Below are 13649 nucleotides of genomic sequence, written 5' to 3' on the forward strand. Positions count from 1 at the left end.
GCGCCCTCGTCTCCAGCTAGCACTACCAGTGCACGGGAATCGGCACATGGCTGACCACTACGCCACTCTAAAGGACTATCGTCATACGCTGATACCGGACTGCGAGTGCTCAATGCAGATGCGGCACGACTCCCTGGAATCCTTGACTGCAAATGCGAACTCTACTGCGACCACGACTCGCAGCTGGCTATTGCCGATACGCGTGCAATACCGTGCCATGGGGTGCTGGCGTGAGCCATCAATCGAAATTCAGCACCCAGAACAGTCTTCACGTCGGCAGTATTTCGAGCCCGGCAGCAACGGCGAGCGCTATCTGGAGTTGGGTCAGCATACAGGCATTTCACCGCAAGGCATCAAACTCACCGCCCGGGACTGTCGTTTTACCATCAGCGGCGCTGCATTGGGTTTCGAGTGTCCCGATCTGAGCGCTGGACCCTTGCTGATCGTCGCGCCGCATCCAGACGATGCGGAGCTGGCTGCCTTTGGTCTTTATTCTTCTCTCCCGGAACAGAGCTGGATTCTGACCCTTACCGCCGGTGAGTCGCTGGGTAGCTTGCGCAAGCAGTATCTGCGCGGACTCGATGACAAGAAAAGCGTTGCCGTACACCGCAAAGGAGCAATACGCAGCTGGGATGCGGCCCACGTCGCCTCTCTTGGTGGAGTACCTGCTAACCAGTGCCTGATGCTGGGCTACGCCGACGGCACCTTGAGCACATTGCTTGAAGATCCGAAGGGCCTTTTTACGCCGTACTTTCGACGCTACAACGTTTCTGCGTTGCCTTCGGATACATGGGGCGGCAAGGCGCAGGGGGAAAGCAATATCGTCGACGATATCCGGAGTGTGTTGCAGCGCGTTCAGCCCGCCACCATAGTCATGACGGACCCAGTGCTAGATCCACATCGCGATCATCGTGCAGCGGCGCTATTGACCTGGCAGGCGATTCAGTCAGCAAGCCACAGCCCGGATCAGCTGCTGCTCTATGCCAATCACTTTCATGGCACCAATCTGTTTCCCTATGGCCCCCCGGACGCTATCAGCGCGTTGCCCCCGCCGTCGTCGAAACAGCATGAAGCGAATTTGCCGAACGCTTTTCTTGGCGCTGGCTATTATAGCCACCCATTGAGCCAGAGCAGGTGCGTCAAAAGCTGATTGCGCTGGATGCCATGCATGATCTGCAGTTGCGCATGCCTTTCGAGAAAACACTGCGCCGTCGACTGCGCCATCGCCTGCTAGGCATCGAGTGGCCACTACCGGATCGCCATGCCTATTTTCGTAGCGCTGCCAAGGCCAATGAAGCCTTTCGCATGATAAAGCTGACGCCATAGCCCTTAGCTACAGGCTCTTGGCGTCAGCAAGATCAGCGTTGGCCAGGTCTGTGATTCTTTCTCTCAGCCACCCATTAACGAGGACATTGCTTTGTCCGCGATGGTGCCGCAGACCTTTTCGCCCATCTTGTCTTTGAGGCTGCTCAGATCGAAACTCTTGCCTTCTTCCTTGCCTTTTAGAATGCCGCTCATGCCTTGCTGGTAGCCTTCGTCTTCGGACGCTTTATCCTGCCCGCCAAGCTTGCCCAGCAATTTGTCCTTGGCAGTCTGGGTCGCGCTCTTGCTGTACCCTTGCTCCTGACAGTAGCCGAGCACGCCCGCTACGTTGCTCATGCTGCCAAGATCGAAAGAGCCGGAAGAGAGCGAACTCAAAAGAGAGCCGCCACCACCGGACGAACCGCCTGACATGAGACCGCCCGCTTTTTCCTTGACGCTATCCATGCTCGATGCCGAACTAACAGGTACCAAAGCGACGGCGGCGATCAGCCCCGCGATGCAAGCAAGATGTTTGTTCATACAAAGAAATCCTTATCCGTATCGTTAATTGAACTATTGCTTCGTGAAGCGGGTTCAGCATGGCTGGTGTAACAGCCGTCTGTAAAGATAAGGAGAGTCGAGAAGAAAAAATATGGTGAAAAAGGACAAGGGTGTGGAGAGGGGAGTGGGAGCCGAGAATAGAAAGGGAGCTGAACACAGCTCCCTGCTGAGCGGTCAGAACTGGTAACTCACTCCGGCACTGATGGCGCTGACTTCGTAGTCGGACTTGTCTAGATAGGACATGTACTCAAGAGTTCCCGAGAATCGAGGTGAGAAGAAATTGACCTCACCGCCGACCCCGAAGGAGAACCCGGAATCGTCATCGCTTTCGGAACCGAAAGGAGTGTCAAGTGTTGCCTCTACTTGAGCAAAACCGGCCAAGGCGTAAATCGAGACATACTGAGTGACAGGCAAATGGCCAACCGCATAGGCGCCAAGAAGATTGTCGATCTCCGCCGTGGCATTGGCATCGTAACCATCGACGGTGACGTCATCGTCAGCAAGCCCCAGGCCTACACGCCCCTCGACGGAGAAGTAGTCGGTTAGATAATGGCCCAGGCGGCCCACCAGCATTGTAGGATCAGCCTCTACGTCGTAATCGTCTTCGTAGCTGACCCAGGCATGTTGAAGGCCGGCATACGTTGTCCCGGCACTGCCAGCAAGCGCAGGGCTTGACATGAGCCCAACCAGAATAAGCACGCCAATTCTCGATTTCATTTTTATGATCCCTGCAATAATAGATACGCTGTAGCCGACCATCGGAGTGATAGAGACGCCCATGGCCGTAGTGAAATAAAAGCGGATCGATGATAGCGCTGCGGGATCACATCAAAATGTTAAATAGAGACGCTCGACAGCGCTAACTTAATGTTTTGCAGAGGATGAAGGGGGGATCAGAAGAAAATGAGTTGGGAACAGAAAACGTCATACATTCGACGTTTGAATTCAAAAGTGGCGGAGGGACAGGGATTCGAACCCTGGAAGGGCTATAAACCCTTGCCGGTTTTCAAGACCGGTGCATTCAACCGCTCTGCCATCCCTCCGGCTCACGGCGCTAGATACTACCAATTTCAGCTGGTGCGTCAAGAGGCTTCGCAATCAGAGGGTTAAACCTCCTGTTTTCAGCTAGGCTGGGACGAGCGATGGCAGCACGATTCCTGGGTGATCAACCAGCACCGTTTTCGAACCAGTGGTTCCAGGGGTAATCTGTTTTCACGAAGGCGAAATAGGAGCAAGGCATGTCAAACAACATTACCCGGGTACCTGTAGAGCAGGTCTACGGCCTTCAGCTGGCGGACTTGCATGTCGTAGGCGCCGTAGGTCGTCACGATGACTCTCATCGCTATATCGAGTTGATGAACGACCCTCAGCACATGCCACTCGACGGAACCGATGGCGTTGGGGAGACGTCCAGCTTACTGCTGGTCGAAGTCGATGATCCAAACGATCCGGAATGCTTACGTAACGCAATAGATGTCTTGATGGAGCATGAGTATTTCGAGCAACGCCATCATCACTTCAAACAGTATTAATGACAGGCTGCTGCAAGTCAGCGGACTTACTGAAGTGTAATGGCCTCTTGTACGGTCAGCGTCCTGCTTGACATGACTGCTATCATCATTGACGGTTGACTCAATCCATTAAGGAAAAGGCAAAAGGAGCACGACATGGACATCACGATCCTTAACACCGGCGAAGACAACGACGACTTTCATAGTCTGGCTGCGGGAGAGCAGGGCTCGACCTTGCGTAAAGCCGGCAAGGACTTTATCGGTAGCAAGAATCTCTCGGAAAACCAGCTGCGCGACATGCAGCAAAACGATGAGCAGGCGTTCAAGCAGCTGGAAGAGGAGATGACCCGACACGCCATGGAAGTGACCAATGTGCCTCACAACGTCTCAATCACACTGCGTTTGAATCTCGAGGGTTCCATGAAGCCCTGAGCCTGGTTGGAAAATACGAGACGAATGTGAAGAACCTCGCCAGGCGAGGTTCTTTGCCATGGCAAGCCTTTCGATCCAAACGTTGAGGCTTAGGCACTTGCGCAGGGAACGTTCTGTCGGCATTCTTGGTCTATTGTATGTATCCCAACCTCTAGGAGCTTAACTCCATGGCTTATCAGCAGTCGTCGCATGTGACTGAGCGCCAGACTAGTGCGGTCAGTACCAATAAGGTTCTGCGTAACACTTACATGCTTCTGGCAATGACGCTGCTCTTCTCTGCCGTCACTGCCGGAGCCGCCATGGCCATGGGTGTCGGTCAGATGAACATTTTCGTGTTCTTCATCGGTGCCTATGGTCTGATGTTCCTGGTCCACAAGACCGCCAACTCCGCGATGGGTCTGCTCGCAACCTTCGCCTTTACCGGTTTCATGGGTTTCACCCTAGGGCCAGTATTGAGTCTGTATCTCTCCATACCCAATGGCGCGCAGCTGGTGATGACCGCGCTTGCCATGACTGGGGCGACCTTCCTTGGCCTCTCCGCCGTTGCGTTGATTACCAAGAAGGATTTCAGCTTCCTGGGTAATTTCCTGCTAGCAGGCGCCATCGTGCTGATCCTGGCAATGGTCGTGGCAATGATCTTTAATATCACTGCCCTGGCTCTGGCGGTCTCTGCAGGTTTCGTGCTGTTCTCCTCTGCGGTGATTCTGTATCAGACCAGTGAGATCGTGCATAGAGCCGGCGAGACCAACTACATCCTGGCGGCCATTACGCTCTATGTCTCGATCTACAACCTGTTCATCAGCCTGCTGTCCATCCTGGGTGTGATGAACAACGATTGATCGATTGAAGTAGGTTGTTTTATAAGGCCCCGCCTACCAAGGCGGGGCCGCTTTGTTTTGAATCTGTCGTCGCGGAGTAATAGTGGGTCATGCGCTATGCACTACTTGTTCAAGGCGCCCCGTACAGCCATCAGGCAGCGCATTCGGCGCTGAGGTTTGCGTCAGCGTTGATTGATCGGGGGCATCGACTCGAGACGGTGTTTTTCTATCATGATGGTGTCTACAACGCTCAGCGGCTGGCAACGCCACCTCAGGATGAGCCGCATTTGGTCGAAGCCTGGCAGCGCTTGCATCATGAGCAGGGCACTGCGCTGTTGGTTTGTGTCGCCGCAGCGCTGAAGCGCGGTGTAATCGATGAGCGTGAATCAAGGCGCCATGGCAAACAAGGCCATAGCCTCGCAGCATCTTTTGAGCTTACCGGCGTGGGTCAACTGATCGAAGCCGCAATGACCCATGATCGTCTGGTCACTTTTTCACCCTAGGTGTTGAATGGATAACGAGGATTCGACAAAGACCATGCTCGTAGTGCTTCGCCACGCCCCTCATGGCAGTAGCTGGCTGCGTGAAGGATTGGATGTGGCGCTGGTGGGTGCCGCCTTTGGTCAGACGGTTGATCTTTTGTTTCTGGGCGATGGCGTGCAGGCGCTTGTGAAAGGCCAGCAACAAGGGCCACTGGGCCAGAAGGGAACGCATCCGACGTTGGATATGCTCGCCATGTACGATATCGATACACTGCTGGTCGATGCTGAATCTCTCGCACAACGCGGCATGACCGAAGCGGATTTACAGTTACCCGTGACGTTAGTTACCGCTTCTCAGTTACCTCATTTATTCTCTCGTCATGCCTCGGTGTTCAATTTCTAGTGTTTGATACCACAGCTTGGAAATTGGGGTCGGATGCAAGAAAGTGGATAAACAAATTTTAGCGTAAGGAACGATTGCTGATGCAGCTGCATTTGCTCAATCGCTCTGTGGCTTCGAGTCATGTGTACCGAGACGCACTGCGAGCCATGGGGGATGATGATTATCTACTATTGATCGAGGATGGCGTCTACGGGGCTGTAGCGCCTCTGGTCGAGCATTTTTCGTCGATTGCTGGGCGTCTTTTCGCGCTGCGTGAGGATCTGGAGTCTCGGGGGCTGGAAGAGCGATGCGCTGAATCCGTCATCGTGGTGGATACGGAGGGATTCGTGCAGTTGACCGAAGAAACCGAACGAACGGTGAGCTGGTTCTAATGACGAACACAACGACTACACGCTGCCTGCGGGTCGGGAATCGAGAAATCGCCCTGGACCCGGAAGGCTATCTGATTAATCTCTCGGACTGGACGCCGGTCGTGGCCGAAGCGCTGGCAAGTGAGGAGGGGCGTGTGCTGACCCAGGAGCATTGGGAAGTCATTGATGTGCTGCGTGATTTCTATGCGCGCTTCGAGATGGCGCCGGCCATGCGCCCCCTGGTCAAGGCGGTGGGCCAGGCTCTAGGCGCTGAGAAAGGCAAGTCTTTGCATTTGATGAAGCTGTTTCCCGAAAGCCCGGCCAAAGTCGGTGCCAGGCTGGCAGGATTACCCAAGCCGACCAACTGTTTATGAGAAACCAGCGATGAGGCGAGCACTCTGAATTTTCTGGCTCATGCCTGGCTTGCCCGTGGCGGCAACGACGGCTTTCTCTACGGCAATCTGATTGCGGATGGGGTCAAGGGCAGCGATCTTGGCAACTGGCCGCAGGACATTGCTGAGGGCATACGTCATCATCGGCGGGTGGATGCAGTGGTCGATGCCCACCCGGTGATTCTTGATGCCCGGGCCAGGGCGCCAAGAGAAGGGCGGCGCTATGTGGGCATCGCTTTGGATCTGGTCTGGGATCATTTCGTTGCCCGTGACCGTATAGAAGACAGCGCCAATCAGGCTCTGATCAAGCGCTGCTACCGGCTACTCGATGCGCGTCCAGCACCTGCGCGGTTGGAGCGCATGATGCCGGTGCTAGTTGCTCAGGACTGGTTGAACGGCTATGCGGATTTTGGTTTCACCTGCAGCGCCGTGGCAGGCATAGGACGGCGGTTGTCAGGCCCCAACCGCCTGGCAGAACTCGTGCCCTGGCTTGAAGCCGACTACGCTACTCTCGAAGAGGATTTTATTCGGCTGTGGCCGGAGCTGAACCGCCAACTGGGGGTCTAGGTCAGCTAGTTCAGCCACAAGCATTCGACCATATCGCCTTGCTTGATCGTGCTGTTGGCGGGAATCGCCGCCAGGGCGTCCGCGTCGATGCAAGAGGACAGCACCGCCGAGTTCTGATCGTCGAAGGCCTGGGCAACGATTCCGGCAGCACTGAATTTCAGCATGACGCGCATATAGTGACGGCGGGCCTGGGTGGTGGTCGAGAAATCGCTGCGAGCATACACACAAGGCAAACTTGCCAAGGCCGGGCAAGCAAGCAGAGCACCCATCAACGGGCGAAGGAAGATCCAGGCTCCGACGAAGCCGGATACCGGGTTGCCCGGCAGGCCCACGAAGCGCGCCTCACCCTTGGTCTTACTCTCGACGCTGCGGGGTAAGCGTCCTAGCGCCAACGGTTTGCCGGGGCGCATGGCTAAGCGCCAGAGGTCCAGCTGCCCGAGGCTTTCCAGGGCACGCTTGACGTGATCCTCTTCACCGACGCTCACGCCCCCGGTAGATACCACCACATCCGCCTGCTGCGCTGCCTCATGCAGTGTCTGGCTGGTTGCCTCAAAGCTGTCCGGTATTGATGAGGCCATGATCACCTCGGCGCCGAAGCGCTCCAGCAGGCGCTTGAGCATGGGGCGATTGGAGTTGTAGATCTGTCCTGGCTCAAGCGGCGTGCCCGGATCGATGATCTCATCGCCGGTGGACAGCAGTGCTACTCGCGGTTTACGTCGCACCTCGACGTTCGTTATTCCCTGGCCTGACAGATGCCCTAACGCGGCGGCCTCTAGTCGGATTCCGACGGGCAGTAGCAGGGCACCACGCTGTACATCACGGCCACGGCAGCGAACGTTATCGCCGCTTGGAATATCTGCAGGCATGCGCATGCCGTCAGCGCATTCCTCGACCTTTTCCTGCATGACGACACAATCGGCGCCGGGTGGAATTTCACCCCCGGTGAAAATACGCGCGCAGCTGCCCGGTTCCAATGAATGAGGTACATGCCCGGCGGCAATCCGCTGAGAAACGGGGAGTACCTGGCCGGCGTCCGCGGCGCGCAGGGCGTAGCCGTCCATAGCGCTGTTATCCGCTGGTGGAACGTCATGTTGGGCTTTTACGTCTGCCGCTAGTATGCGACCCGCGGCATCATCGACGGCAACGCACTCGGCATCCACCGGCGAAATATCGGCAAGCAGTGCCGCAAGTGCCGCCTCTACGCTTTGCATTCCATCGCTGCTTGTCTTGGACTTTCCCGTCTCGACCTTACCGATGTCAACCATGCTGTCCTCGCTCGGGAATGACCAGATTGGCAAAATTACAGGGTTGATGCCGGCTGTCGAGCTGCTCCTTGAGAATACCGTCCCAGGCGGTGCGACAGGCACCGGTGGAACCGGGCAAGCAGAATATGACGGTGGCGTTGGCAAGCCCGCCCAGGCAGCGACTCTGGATCGTTGAGCTGCCAATCTCCTGCCAGGAAATATGGCGGAACAGCTCACCGAATCCTTCGATGGTCTTATCGAGCAACACGCCCACCGCTTCTGGCGTGGAGTCGCGTCCGGTAAAGCCGGTGCCGCCGGTGGTCAGGATCACCTGAATGCGATCATCGGCGATCCAGTCGGCAACGACGGCACGAATGCGATAGACATCGTCTGCGACGATGCGCTTGTCGATGGCGACATGTCCGGCTTCTTTCAAGCGTTCGACCAAAGCCTGCCCCGAACGGTCCGTTTCTTCGGTGCGAGTGTCCGAGATCGTCAGCACCGCGATATTGAGAGGTATGAAAGCGTCCCGGTCGGTACTCATGCGCCTTCCTTAGCACTATGGCGCGCCTTCAGCGCGGCTTGTTGTTCTGCTGTGGCAGGGGTCTGATGCTTTTCTTTCCACTGCTCATAAGGCATGCCGTAGACATGTTCCCGAGCGCTGTCGTAGTCGAGCTCGGCACCCCGTTCTTCGGCAGCCGCGACCATCCATTTGGACAGACAGTTGCGACAGAAATCCGCCAGGATCATCAGGTCGATGTTCTGTACTTCCTTGTGGGCATCGAGATGATCGAGCAGACGGCGAAAAGTAGCGGCTTCAATTTCAGTACGAGTGGCATCGTCGATATGCTGCATGTTTCGCTCTCCAGATGGCTGACAATGAGTCGGGTATCATAACAAAAGACACCGTTCCAGTTGTTGAAAGGAACGGTGTCAAAAGAGGGGTTGCAACGTCTTACCCTGGCAGTTTAATTGGGGCGATGTGCTTTCGCTGTTCCATCATCCACCGCTTTTTCCTTTGGCTCGGCATCGGCTTTGTTCATGACCTCCTCGTACCAGAGATTATGATGCTGCTTAGCCCAGGCTTCATCGACATAACCAGTCTTCATCGCACTAAAGGCGCCTTCCATGCCCAGGGTGCCGATATAGATGTGGCCCAGCGCAACGGCGGTCAAACCGAGTGAACCGATACCGTGAAGAACGTTCATCCACTGCATGGTATCGCGGCTCTGGCCGAAGATGGGGAAGTCCATGATCAGCCCGGTGACCACGACCACCAGACCAGCACTGGCCAGCAGCCAGTACCAGGCTTTTTCGCCGCCGTTGGCAAAACCTGCATCCGGGTGAGCGTTGCCGACGACGCCGCCCCCTTGCTTGAACCAGGTCCAGTCGTGCTTTTTCGGAATGTTGATGGTCAGCCACTTGGCCAGCACCAGAATTAACACGATGCTGAACAGCGGCCCTAAATAGTTGTGCACGAGCTTGGTGCCGGCGATCATGGGTGCCCAAAAACCGTCGCCGAACAGCGGCCGGAAGATGAGCTTGCCGAACAACAGATTCAGCCCAGTCAGGGCCAGCAGGATGAACAATGTCGCCATGGTCCAGTGCAAAGCACGCTCGAGGGCAGTCCAGCGCAACATCATGCGGCCAGTCAAGGGTTCATCAAGTGTCTTTCTACCCACAATCAGGTAGAAGACGACGAGTACCGCCAACATACCTAAAATGGCGATGGCACCCCCAGGCGACACCCAGGTATTGCGTATTTGGCGCCAGGTTTCGCCGCTAGCATTGATCAGGCTGTAGGTGGATTCAGCGCGTGAATCGATGTAGTTGTCGGTGCTGCCGACATCCTGCCAAGTCTCTTGAGAGGCGCCGCCAATAGCCTGCTTTATTTCCGCGTCAGGATCCGAGGCCAGCGCCGAGCTAGCCAGGACACAAGTCAGCAGTAGCGTAAGCGCCAAGCTCGTCAGGCGGCGATACCACGACAAAGAAATGGGTGTAAACGTCATGGTCTGACTCCTTCAGACTTGTCGACTGGCATCATAGGCCATACGGTCGAGGTTCAAGGTAGCAGCCGTCTCGCTGGACTGATCGTTGTGCATCGGCTGCCAAGCGTCAAGGGACTGGCCTCGTTTTTCCATGCGCTCGCGAAATAGATCCGTCAGCGTATCCGTAGGGCCCGCCATTAGCGCCTTGGTGGCGCACATTTCCGCACACAGTGGCAGCTTGCCCTCGGCGATGCGGTTGGCGCCGTACTTCTCGTACTCCTCTTCCTTGGTGTCGGCCGGGCCGCCGGCACAGTAGGTGCACTTGTCCATCTTGCCACGCTCGCCAAAGGCAGCTTGCTTGGGAAACTGCGGTGCGCCAAAGGGGCAGGCGTACAGGCAGTAGCCACAGCCGATGCACAGATCCTTGTCGTGCAGCACGATGCCGTCGTCGGTCTTGTGGAAGCAGTCGGTAGGGCACACCGCCATGCAGGGCGCATCGTCACAGTGCATGCAGGCGACTGAAATCGATACCTCCGTAGGTTTGCCGTCGTCAATGGTAACAACTCGACGGCGCTGGATGCCCCAGGCGGTTTCGTTGGCGTTCTTGCAGGCGGTGACACAGCCGTTGCATTCGATGCAGCGCTCCGCGTCACACACGAATTTCATCTTGGTCATAACAATCTCCTCATCCGCCGCGGTTCAGGTCGCGACGCTCGCTGATGTCTTGGGCATCATGCGGTGGCTTTTTCGATCCGGCACAGAGTGACCTTGGATTCCTGCATCTGAGTGACGCTATCGTAGCCATAGGTCGTGGCAGTATTGGCGGATTCGCCAAGCACATAGGGTGCGCTGCCTTCCGGGTAATGGTCGTGCAGATTCTCACCTTCGAAAATGCCGCCGAAATGGAAAGGCATGAACACCACATCTCGGCCTACCCGTGGGGTGACAAGCGCTTTCACCTTTACGCGCCCTTTTTCGGCGCCTTCGACCCACACCGTGTCGTCGTTGGCGATGCCGAGCTCTTCTGCCATCTCCGGATTGATCTCGACGAACATCTCCTGCTGGAGTTCTGCAAGCCAGCTGATGGAGCGGGTTTCCTCACCGCCGCCTTCGTATTCCACCAAGCGTCCGGAGGTAAGGGTGAGGGGGTAGCGCTGGCTGAAGTCCTCCTCCTGAATGGAGCGATAGAGTGTCGGCAGTCGATAAAGCGACTGCACGTCATCCCAGGTCGGATACTCCTTGACCAGATCCCGACGCGGTGTATAAAGCGGCTCACGGTGCTTTGGAATAGGGTCCGGGAACGTCCATACTTCGCAGCGCGCCTTGGCGTTACCGAAGGGCGCGCAGCCGTGGTCAATGACGACCCGCTGGATACCGCCAGAAAGATCCGTCTTCCAGTTCTTGCCTTCCGCCGCGGTTTTTTCCTCATCCGTGAGTTCTTCCCACCAGCCCAACTGCTTGAGCATCTCGGCGGTAAATTCCGGATAGCCGTCGTTGAGATCCGACCCCTTGCTGAAGACGCCGTCCGCCAGCAGGTTCACGCCGTCTCGCTCGACGCCAAAGCGGGCGCGGAAGGTGAGGCCGCCTTCCTTGACGCTCTTGCTCATGTCATAAAGCAGAGGCGTTCCCGGATGCGCCATGTCGGGGTTGCCCCAGCAAGGCCAGGGCAAGCCGTAGTAATCGCCCTTGGCCGGACCGCTTTCCGCCTGCAGCGTCTCAAAACTGAAGGTGTGCCAGTTCTGCTGATGGAGTTTGAGGCGTTCCGGGCTTTGGCCCGTATAGCCCACCGTCCACATGCCTTTGTTGAACTCCCGAGTGATGTCCTCGATCAGGGGCTCATTACCGTTGACTTGAATGTTCTTGAACATCTGTTCGGCAAAACCGAGCTTCTTGGCCAACAGGTACATGATTTCGTGATCGGTGCGGGACTCGAACAGCGGCTCAATTACCTTGTCCCGCCACTGCAGGGAGCGGCTGGTGTTGGTCACGCTGCCGCTGGTCTCGAACTGGCCTGTCGCCGGCAGCAGATAGACGCCGTCGCTGCGACCGTGCATGACTGCCGCCACGGTGGGGTAGGGATCGACGATCACCATCAGCTCGAGCTTACCCATGGCCTTTTTCATCTCTGGACCCCGGGTCTGGGAGTTGACCGCATGGCCCCAGTAGAACATGCCCTTTAAACTCGAACGCTGGGCGATGTTCTCGTCCTGCTCCAGCACCCCATCGATCCAGCGCGAGACAGTGATGCCGTTGGCGTACATGGGTTTGCCATCGGTGTATTCGGTCTGATCGAAACGACTCTTTAGCCATTCCTGGTCCAGGCCCCAGATCTCTCCCCAGTGCTGCCAGGCGCCTTCGGTAAGACCGTAGTAGCCGGGCAGGGAGTGGGACATCAGGCCAAGATCCGTGGCGCCCTGAACGTTGTCGTGGCCACGAAAGATGTTGGCGCCGCCGCCGGAAACGCCGATGTTGCCCAGGGCAAGCTCGAGAATGCAGTAGGCGCGGGTATTGTTGTTACCCGTGGTGTGCTGAGTTCCGCCCATGCACCACACCACGCAACCCGGGCGATTGTCCGCCAGGCGCTTGGCTACGTCGTACATGTCCTCTTTCGACACGCCGGTGATCGATTCGACCACCTCTGGCGGGAAGGCGGCCACTTCCTCGCGCACCTTGTCCATGCCGTAGACACGGTTGTTGATGTACTCCTTGTCTTCCCAGCCATTCTCGAAAATGTGCCACAGTAGACCCCAGGTGTAGGCCACATCCGAACCCGGGCGCAGTCGCACGTACTTGTCCGCCTTGGCGGCGGTGCGAGTAAAGCGCGGATCCACGACGATGATGTTCGCACCGCGCTCCTTTGCAATCAGGATGTGCTGCATTGCGATGGGATGGGCTTCCGTGGGGTTGGAGCCGATGAAGATGATCGACTTGCTGTTATGCATGTCGTTGAGGGAGTTTGTCATCGCCCCGTAACCCCAGGTATTGGCTACCCCGGCAACGGTAGTGGAGTGACAGATGCGCGCTTGGTGATCGGTGTTATTGGTACCGAACATGGCGGCGAACTTTCGCATCAAATAGGCCTGTTCATTGCTGAACTTGGCCGATCCCAGCCAGTAGACGCTATCCGGGCCATAGTTATCCCGTAATTGAAGTACCTTGTCGCCGACCTCCTCGATGGCCTGTTCCCAGGAAAGCCGCTTCCATTCACCGCCTTCAAGCTTCATGGGATATTTCAAACGGCGAGTGGAGTGGCCATGCTCCCGCAGGGACGCACCCTTGGCGCAGTGGGCACCACGATTGACCGGATGATCGAAGGCCGGTTCCTGGCGCGTCCAGACACCTTCCTGAACTTCGGCATAAGAGCCGCAGCCAACGGAACAGTGGGAGCATATGGTGCGCTTGGTCTCGATCGGGGCATCGGAGACTTGGGTTTTTTCCCTGGCGTCAGCGCGGCGCATCATGGTGTTACCCATGAAGCCGGCCGCGGCCAGGCCTCCGGTAGTGGCACCGCTGCGCTGAAGGAACTGGCGGCGGGTGATGCCAAGCCCTTTTACAGCCGAGTCGGCAGGCTGAGCGGATTTACGTGTCAGTCGCATGAT

Annotated in this window: 18 protein-coding genes and 1 tRNA gene; 10 read left to right on the plus strand and 9 right to left on the minus strand. The window is 56.9% G+C overall.

The window, feature by feature from the left end; genetic code table 11:
• The first annotated feature begins 46 nt into the window (after positions 1-46).
• Both CH74_RS09980 and CH74_RS09985 read left to right on the plus strand, forming a co-directional pair.
• Complete coding sequence (locus tag CH74_RS09980; protein WP_048307310.1) at positions 47-1150, plus strand: PIG-L deacetylase family protein; 1104 nt, start codon at positions 47-49, stop codon at positions 1148-1150.
• A complete protein-coding gene (locus CH74_RS09985) occupies positions 1135-1326 on the plus strand; it encodes a hypothetical protein (protein ID WP_048307311.1) in 192 nt (63 codons plus the stop codon). The genes CH74_RS09980 and CH74_RS09985 overlap by 16 nt, the downstream gene beginning before the upstream one ends.
• 63 nt (positions 1327-1389) lie before the next feature.
• Here the strand turns inward: CH74_RS09985 and CH74_RS09990 are convergent, their stop codons facing one another.
• From CH74_RS09990 to CH74_RS10000, 3 genes are all read right to left on the minus strand, one after another.
• The gene (locus CH74_RS09990; RefSeq protein WP_048307312.1) at positions 1390-1842 is read right to left on the minus strand and encodes a DUF2501 domain-containing protein; all 453 of its coding nucleotides are present in this window, start codon (positions 1840-1842) and stop codon (positions 1390-1392) included.
• A 195-nt stretch (positions 1843-2037) separates the two neighbouring features.
• On the minus strand, positions 2038-2643 hold the full coding sequence (locus tag CH74_RS09995; RefSeq protein WP_082140376.1) for a porin family protein: 606 nt from the start codon (positions 2641-2643) through the stop codon (positions 2038-2040).
• A 172-nt stretch (positions 2644-2815) separates the two neighbouring features.
• A tRNA-Ser gene (locus CH74_RS10000) sits at positions 2816-2906 on the minus strand.
• Positions 2907-3101: 195 nt separating this feature from the next.
• Between CH74_RS10000 and CH74_RS10005 the strand changes: the two genes are divergently transcribed.
• The 8 genes from CH74_RS10005 to CH74_RS10040 all read left to right on the plus strand — a co-directional run bounded on the left by CH74_RS10005 (position 3102) and on the right by CH74_RS10040 (position 6818).
• The gene (locus CH74_RS10005) at positions 3102-3395 is read left to right on the plus strand and encodes a hypothetical protein (RefSeq protein WP_048307314.1); all 294 of its coding nucleotides are present in this window, start codon (positions 3102-3104) and stop codon (positions 3393-3395) included.
• Positions 3396-3530: 135 nt separating this feature from the next.
• Positions 3531-3806 (plus strand): hypothetical protein, encoded by a 276-nt coding sequence (locus CH74_RS10010; RefSeq protein ID WP_048307315.1) that lies wholly within the window; start codon positions 3531-3533, stop codon positions 3804-3806.
• A gap of 167 nt (positions 3807-3973) precedes the next feature.
• The gene (locus CH74_RS10015) at positions 3974-4645 is read left to right on the plus strand and encodes a Bax inhibitor-1/YccA family protein (RefSeq protein ID WP_048307316.1); all 672 of its coding nucleotides are present in this window, start codon (positions 3974-3976) and stop codon (positions 4643-4645) included.
• Positions 4646-4734: 89 nt separating this feature from the next.
• Positions 4735-5127, plus strand: coding sequence for a sulfurtransferase complex subunit TusD (gene tusD, locus CH74_RS10020; protein ID WP_048307317.1), 393 nt, complete (start codon positions 4735-4737; stop codon positions 5125-5127).
• A 34-nt stretch (positions 5128-5161) separates the two neighbouring features.
• Positions 5162-5509 carry a sulfurtransferase complex subunit TusC gene (gene tusC / locus CH74_RS10025; RefSeq protein WP_253273029.1) on the plus strand — a complete coding sequence of 116 codons (348 nt, stop codon included), beginning with the start codon at positions 5162-5164 and terminating at the stop codon, positions 5507-5509.
• A gap of 80 nt (positions 5510-5589) precedes the next feature.
• Positions 5590-5880 (plus strand): sulfurtransferase complex subunit TusB, encoded by a 291-nt coding sequence (gene tusB, locus CH74_RS10030; protein ID WP_048307320.1) that lies wholly within the window; start codon positions 5590-5592, stop codon positions 5878-5880.
• The gene (locus tag CH74_RS10035; RefSeq protein WP_048307321.1) at positions 5880-6233 is read left to right on the plus strand and encodes a TusE/DsrC/DsvC family sulfur relay protein; all 354 of its coding nucleotides are present in this window, start codon (positions 5880-5882) and stop codon (positions 6231-6233) included. Before tusB ends, CH74_RS10035 begins: the two co-directional genes overlap by 1 nt.
• 24 nt (positions 6234-6257) lie before the next feature.
• Positions 6258-6818 carry an ACP phosphodiesterase gene (locus CH74_RS10040; RefSeq protein ID WP_048307322.1) on the plus strand — a complete coding sequence of 187 codons (561 nt, stop codon included), beginning with the start codon at positions 6258-6260 and terminating at the stop codon, positions 6816-6818.
• Between the two features lie 5 nt (positions 6819-6823).
• On the opposite strand, the gene glp is transcribed toward CH74_RS10040, so the two are convergent.
• The 6 genes from glp to CH74_RS10070 form a co-directional block, all read right to left on the minus strand.
• Positions 6824-8083 carry a gephyrin-like molybdotransferase Glp gene (gene glp / locus CH74_RS10045; protein ID WP_253273030.1) on the minus strand — a complete coding sequence of 420 codons (1260 nt, stop codon included), beginning with the start codon at positions 8081-8083 and terminating at the stop codon, positions 6824-6826.
• Positions 8076-8606: a molybdenum cofactor biosynthesis protein B gene (gene moaB, locus CH74_RS10050; RefSeq protein WP_048307323.1), complete on the minus strand. Its 531-nt coding sequence runs from the start codon at positions 8604-8606 to the stop codon at positions 8076-8078. The genes glp and moaB overlap by 8 nt, the downstream gene beginning before the upstream one ends.
• A complete protein-coding gene (locus CH74_RS10055; RefSeq protein ID WP_048307324.1) occupies positions 8603-8917 on the minus strand; it encodes a DUF1244 domain-containing protein in 315 nt (104 codons plus the stop codon). Before CH74_RS10055 ends, moaB begins: the two co-directional genes overlap by 4 nt.
• A gap of 113 nt (positions 8918-9030) precedes the next feature.
• Positions 9031-10071 (minus strand): formate dehydrogenase subunit gamma, encoded by a 1041-nt coding sequence (locus CH74_RS10060; protein WP_053070709.1) that lies wholly within the window; start codon positions 10069-10071, stop codon positions 9031-9033.
• Positions 10072-10083: 12 nt separating this feature from the next.
• Positions 10084-10725: a formate dehydrogenase FDH3 subunit beta gene (gene fdh3B, locus CH74_RS10065; protein WP_048307325.1), complete on the minus strand. Its 642-nt coding sequence runs from the start codon at positions 10723-10725 to the stop codon at positions 10084-10086.
• 56 nt (positions 10726-10781) lie between these two features.
• On the minus strand, positions 10782-13646 hold the full coding sequence (locus CH74_RS10070) for a formate dehydrogenase subunit alpha (protein WP_048307326.1): 2865 nt from the start codon (positions 13644-13646) through the stop codon (positions 10782-10784).
• Positions 13647-13649: the final 3 nt, after the last annotated feature.

Origin of the sequence: Halomonas sp. PR-M31 (assembly GCF_001039575.1) — a bacterium.
Taxonomy (GTDB): domain Bacteria; phylum Pseudomonadota; class Gammaproteobacteria; order Pseudomonadales; family Halomonadaceae; genus Modicisalibacter.

Bases quoted from the DNA above. Each gene is read 5' to 3' on its own strand.
- tusD (WP_048307317.1), top strand. From the start codon at position 4,735: ATGCGCTATGCACTACTTGTTCAAGGCGCCCCGTACAGCCATCAGGCA.
- CH74_RS10060 (WP_053070709.1), bottom strand. From the start codon at position 10,071: ATGACGTTTACACCCATTTCTTTGTCGTGGTATCGCCGCCTGACGAGC.
- fdh3B (WP_048307325.1), bottom strand. From the start codon at position 10,725: ATGACCAAGATGAAATTCGTGTGTGACGCGGAGCGCTGCATCGAATGC.
- CH74_RS10035 (WP_048307321.1), top strand. From the start codon at position 5,880: ATGACGAACACAACGACTACACGCTGCCTGCGGGTCGGGAATCGAGAA.
- tusC (WP_253273029.1), top strand. From the start codon at position 5,162: ATGCTCGTAGTGCTTCGCCACGCCCCTCATGGCAGTAGCTGGCTGCGT.
- CH74_RS10015 (WP_048307316.1), top strand. From the start codon at position 3,974: ATGGCTTATCAGCAGTCGTCGCATGTGACTGAGCGCCAGACTAGTGCG.
- moaB (WP_048307323.1), bottom strand. From the start codon at position 8,606: ATGAGTACCGACCGGGACGCTTTCATACCTCTCAATATCGCGGTGCTG.
- CH74_RS09990 (WP_048307312.1), bottom strand. From the start codon at position 1,842: ATGAACAAACATCTTGCTTGCATCGCGGGGCTGATCGCCGCCGTCGCT.
- CH74_RS09980 (WP_048307310.1), top strand. From the start codon at position 47: ATGGCTGACCACTACGCCACTCTAAAGGACTATCGTCATACGCTGATA.
- tusB (WP_048307320.1), top strand. From the start codon at position 5,590: ATGCAGCTGCATTTGCTCAATCGCTCTGTGGCTTCGAGTCATGTGTAC.
- CH74_RS10005 (WP_048307314.1), top strand. From the start codon at position 3,102: ATGTCAAACAACATTACCCGGGTACCTGTAGAGCAGGTCTACGGCCTT.
- CH74_RS10070 (WP_048307326.1), bottom strand. From the start codon at position 13,646: ATGCGACTGACACGTAAATCCGCTCAGCCTGCCGACTCGGCTGTAAAA.
- glp (WP_253273030.1), bottom strand. From the start codon at position 8,083: ATGGTTGACATCGGTAAGGTCGAGACGGGAAAGTCCAAGACAAGCAGC.
- CH74_RS10055 (WP_048307324.1), bottom strand. From the start codon at position 8,917: ATGCAGCATATCGACGATGCCACTCGTACTGAAATTGAAGCCGCTACT.
- CH74_RS10010 (WP_048307315.1), top strand. From the start codon at position 3,531: ATGGACATCACGATCCTTAACACCGGCGAAGACAACGACGACTTTCAT.
- CH74_RS09995 (WP_082140376.1), bottom strand. From the start codon at position 2,643: ATGGGCGTCTCTATCACTCCGATGGTCGGCTACAGCGTATCTATTATT.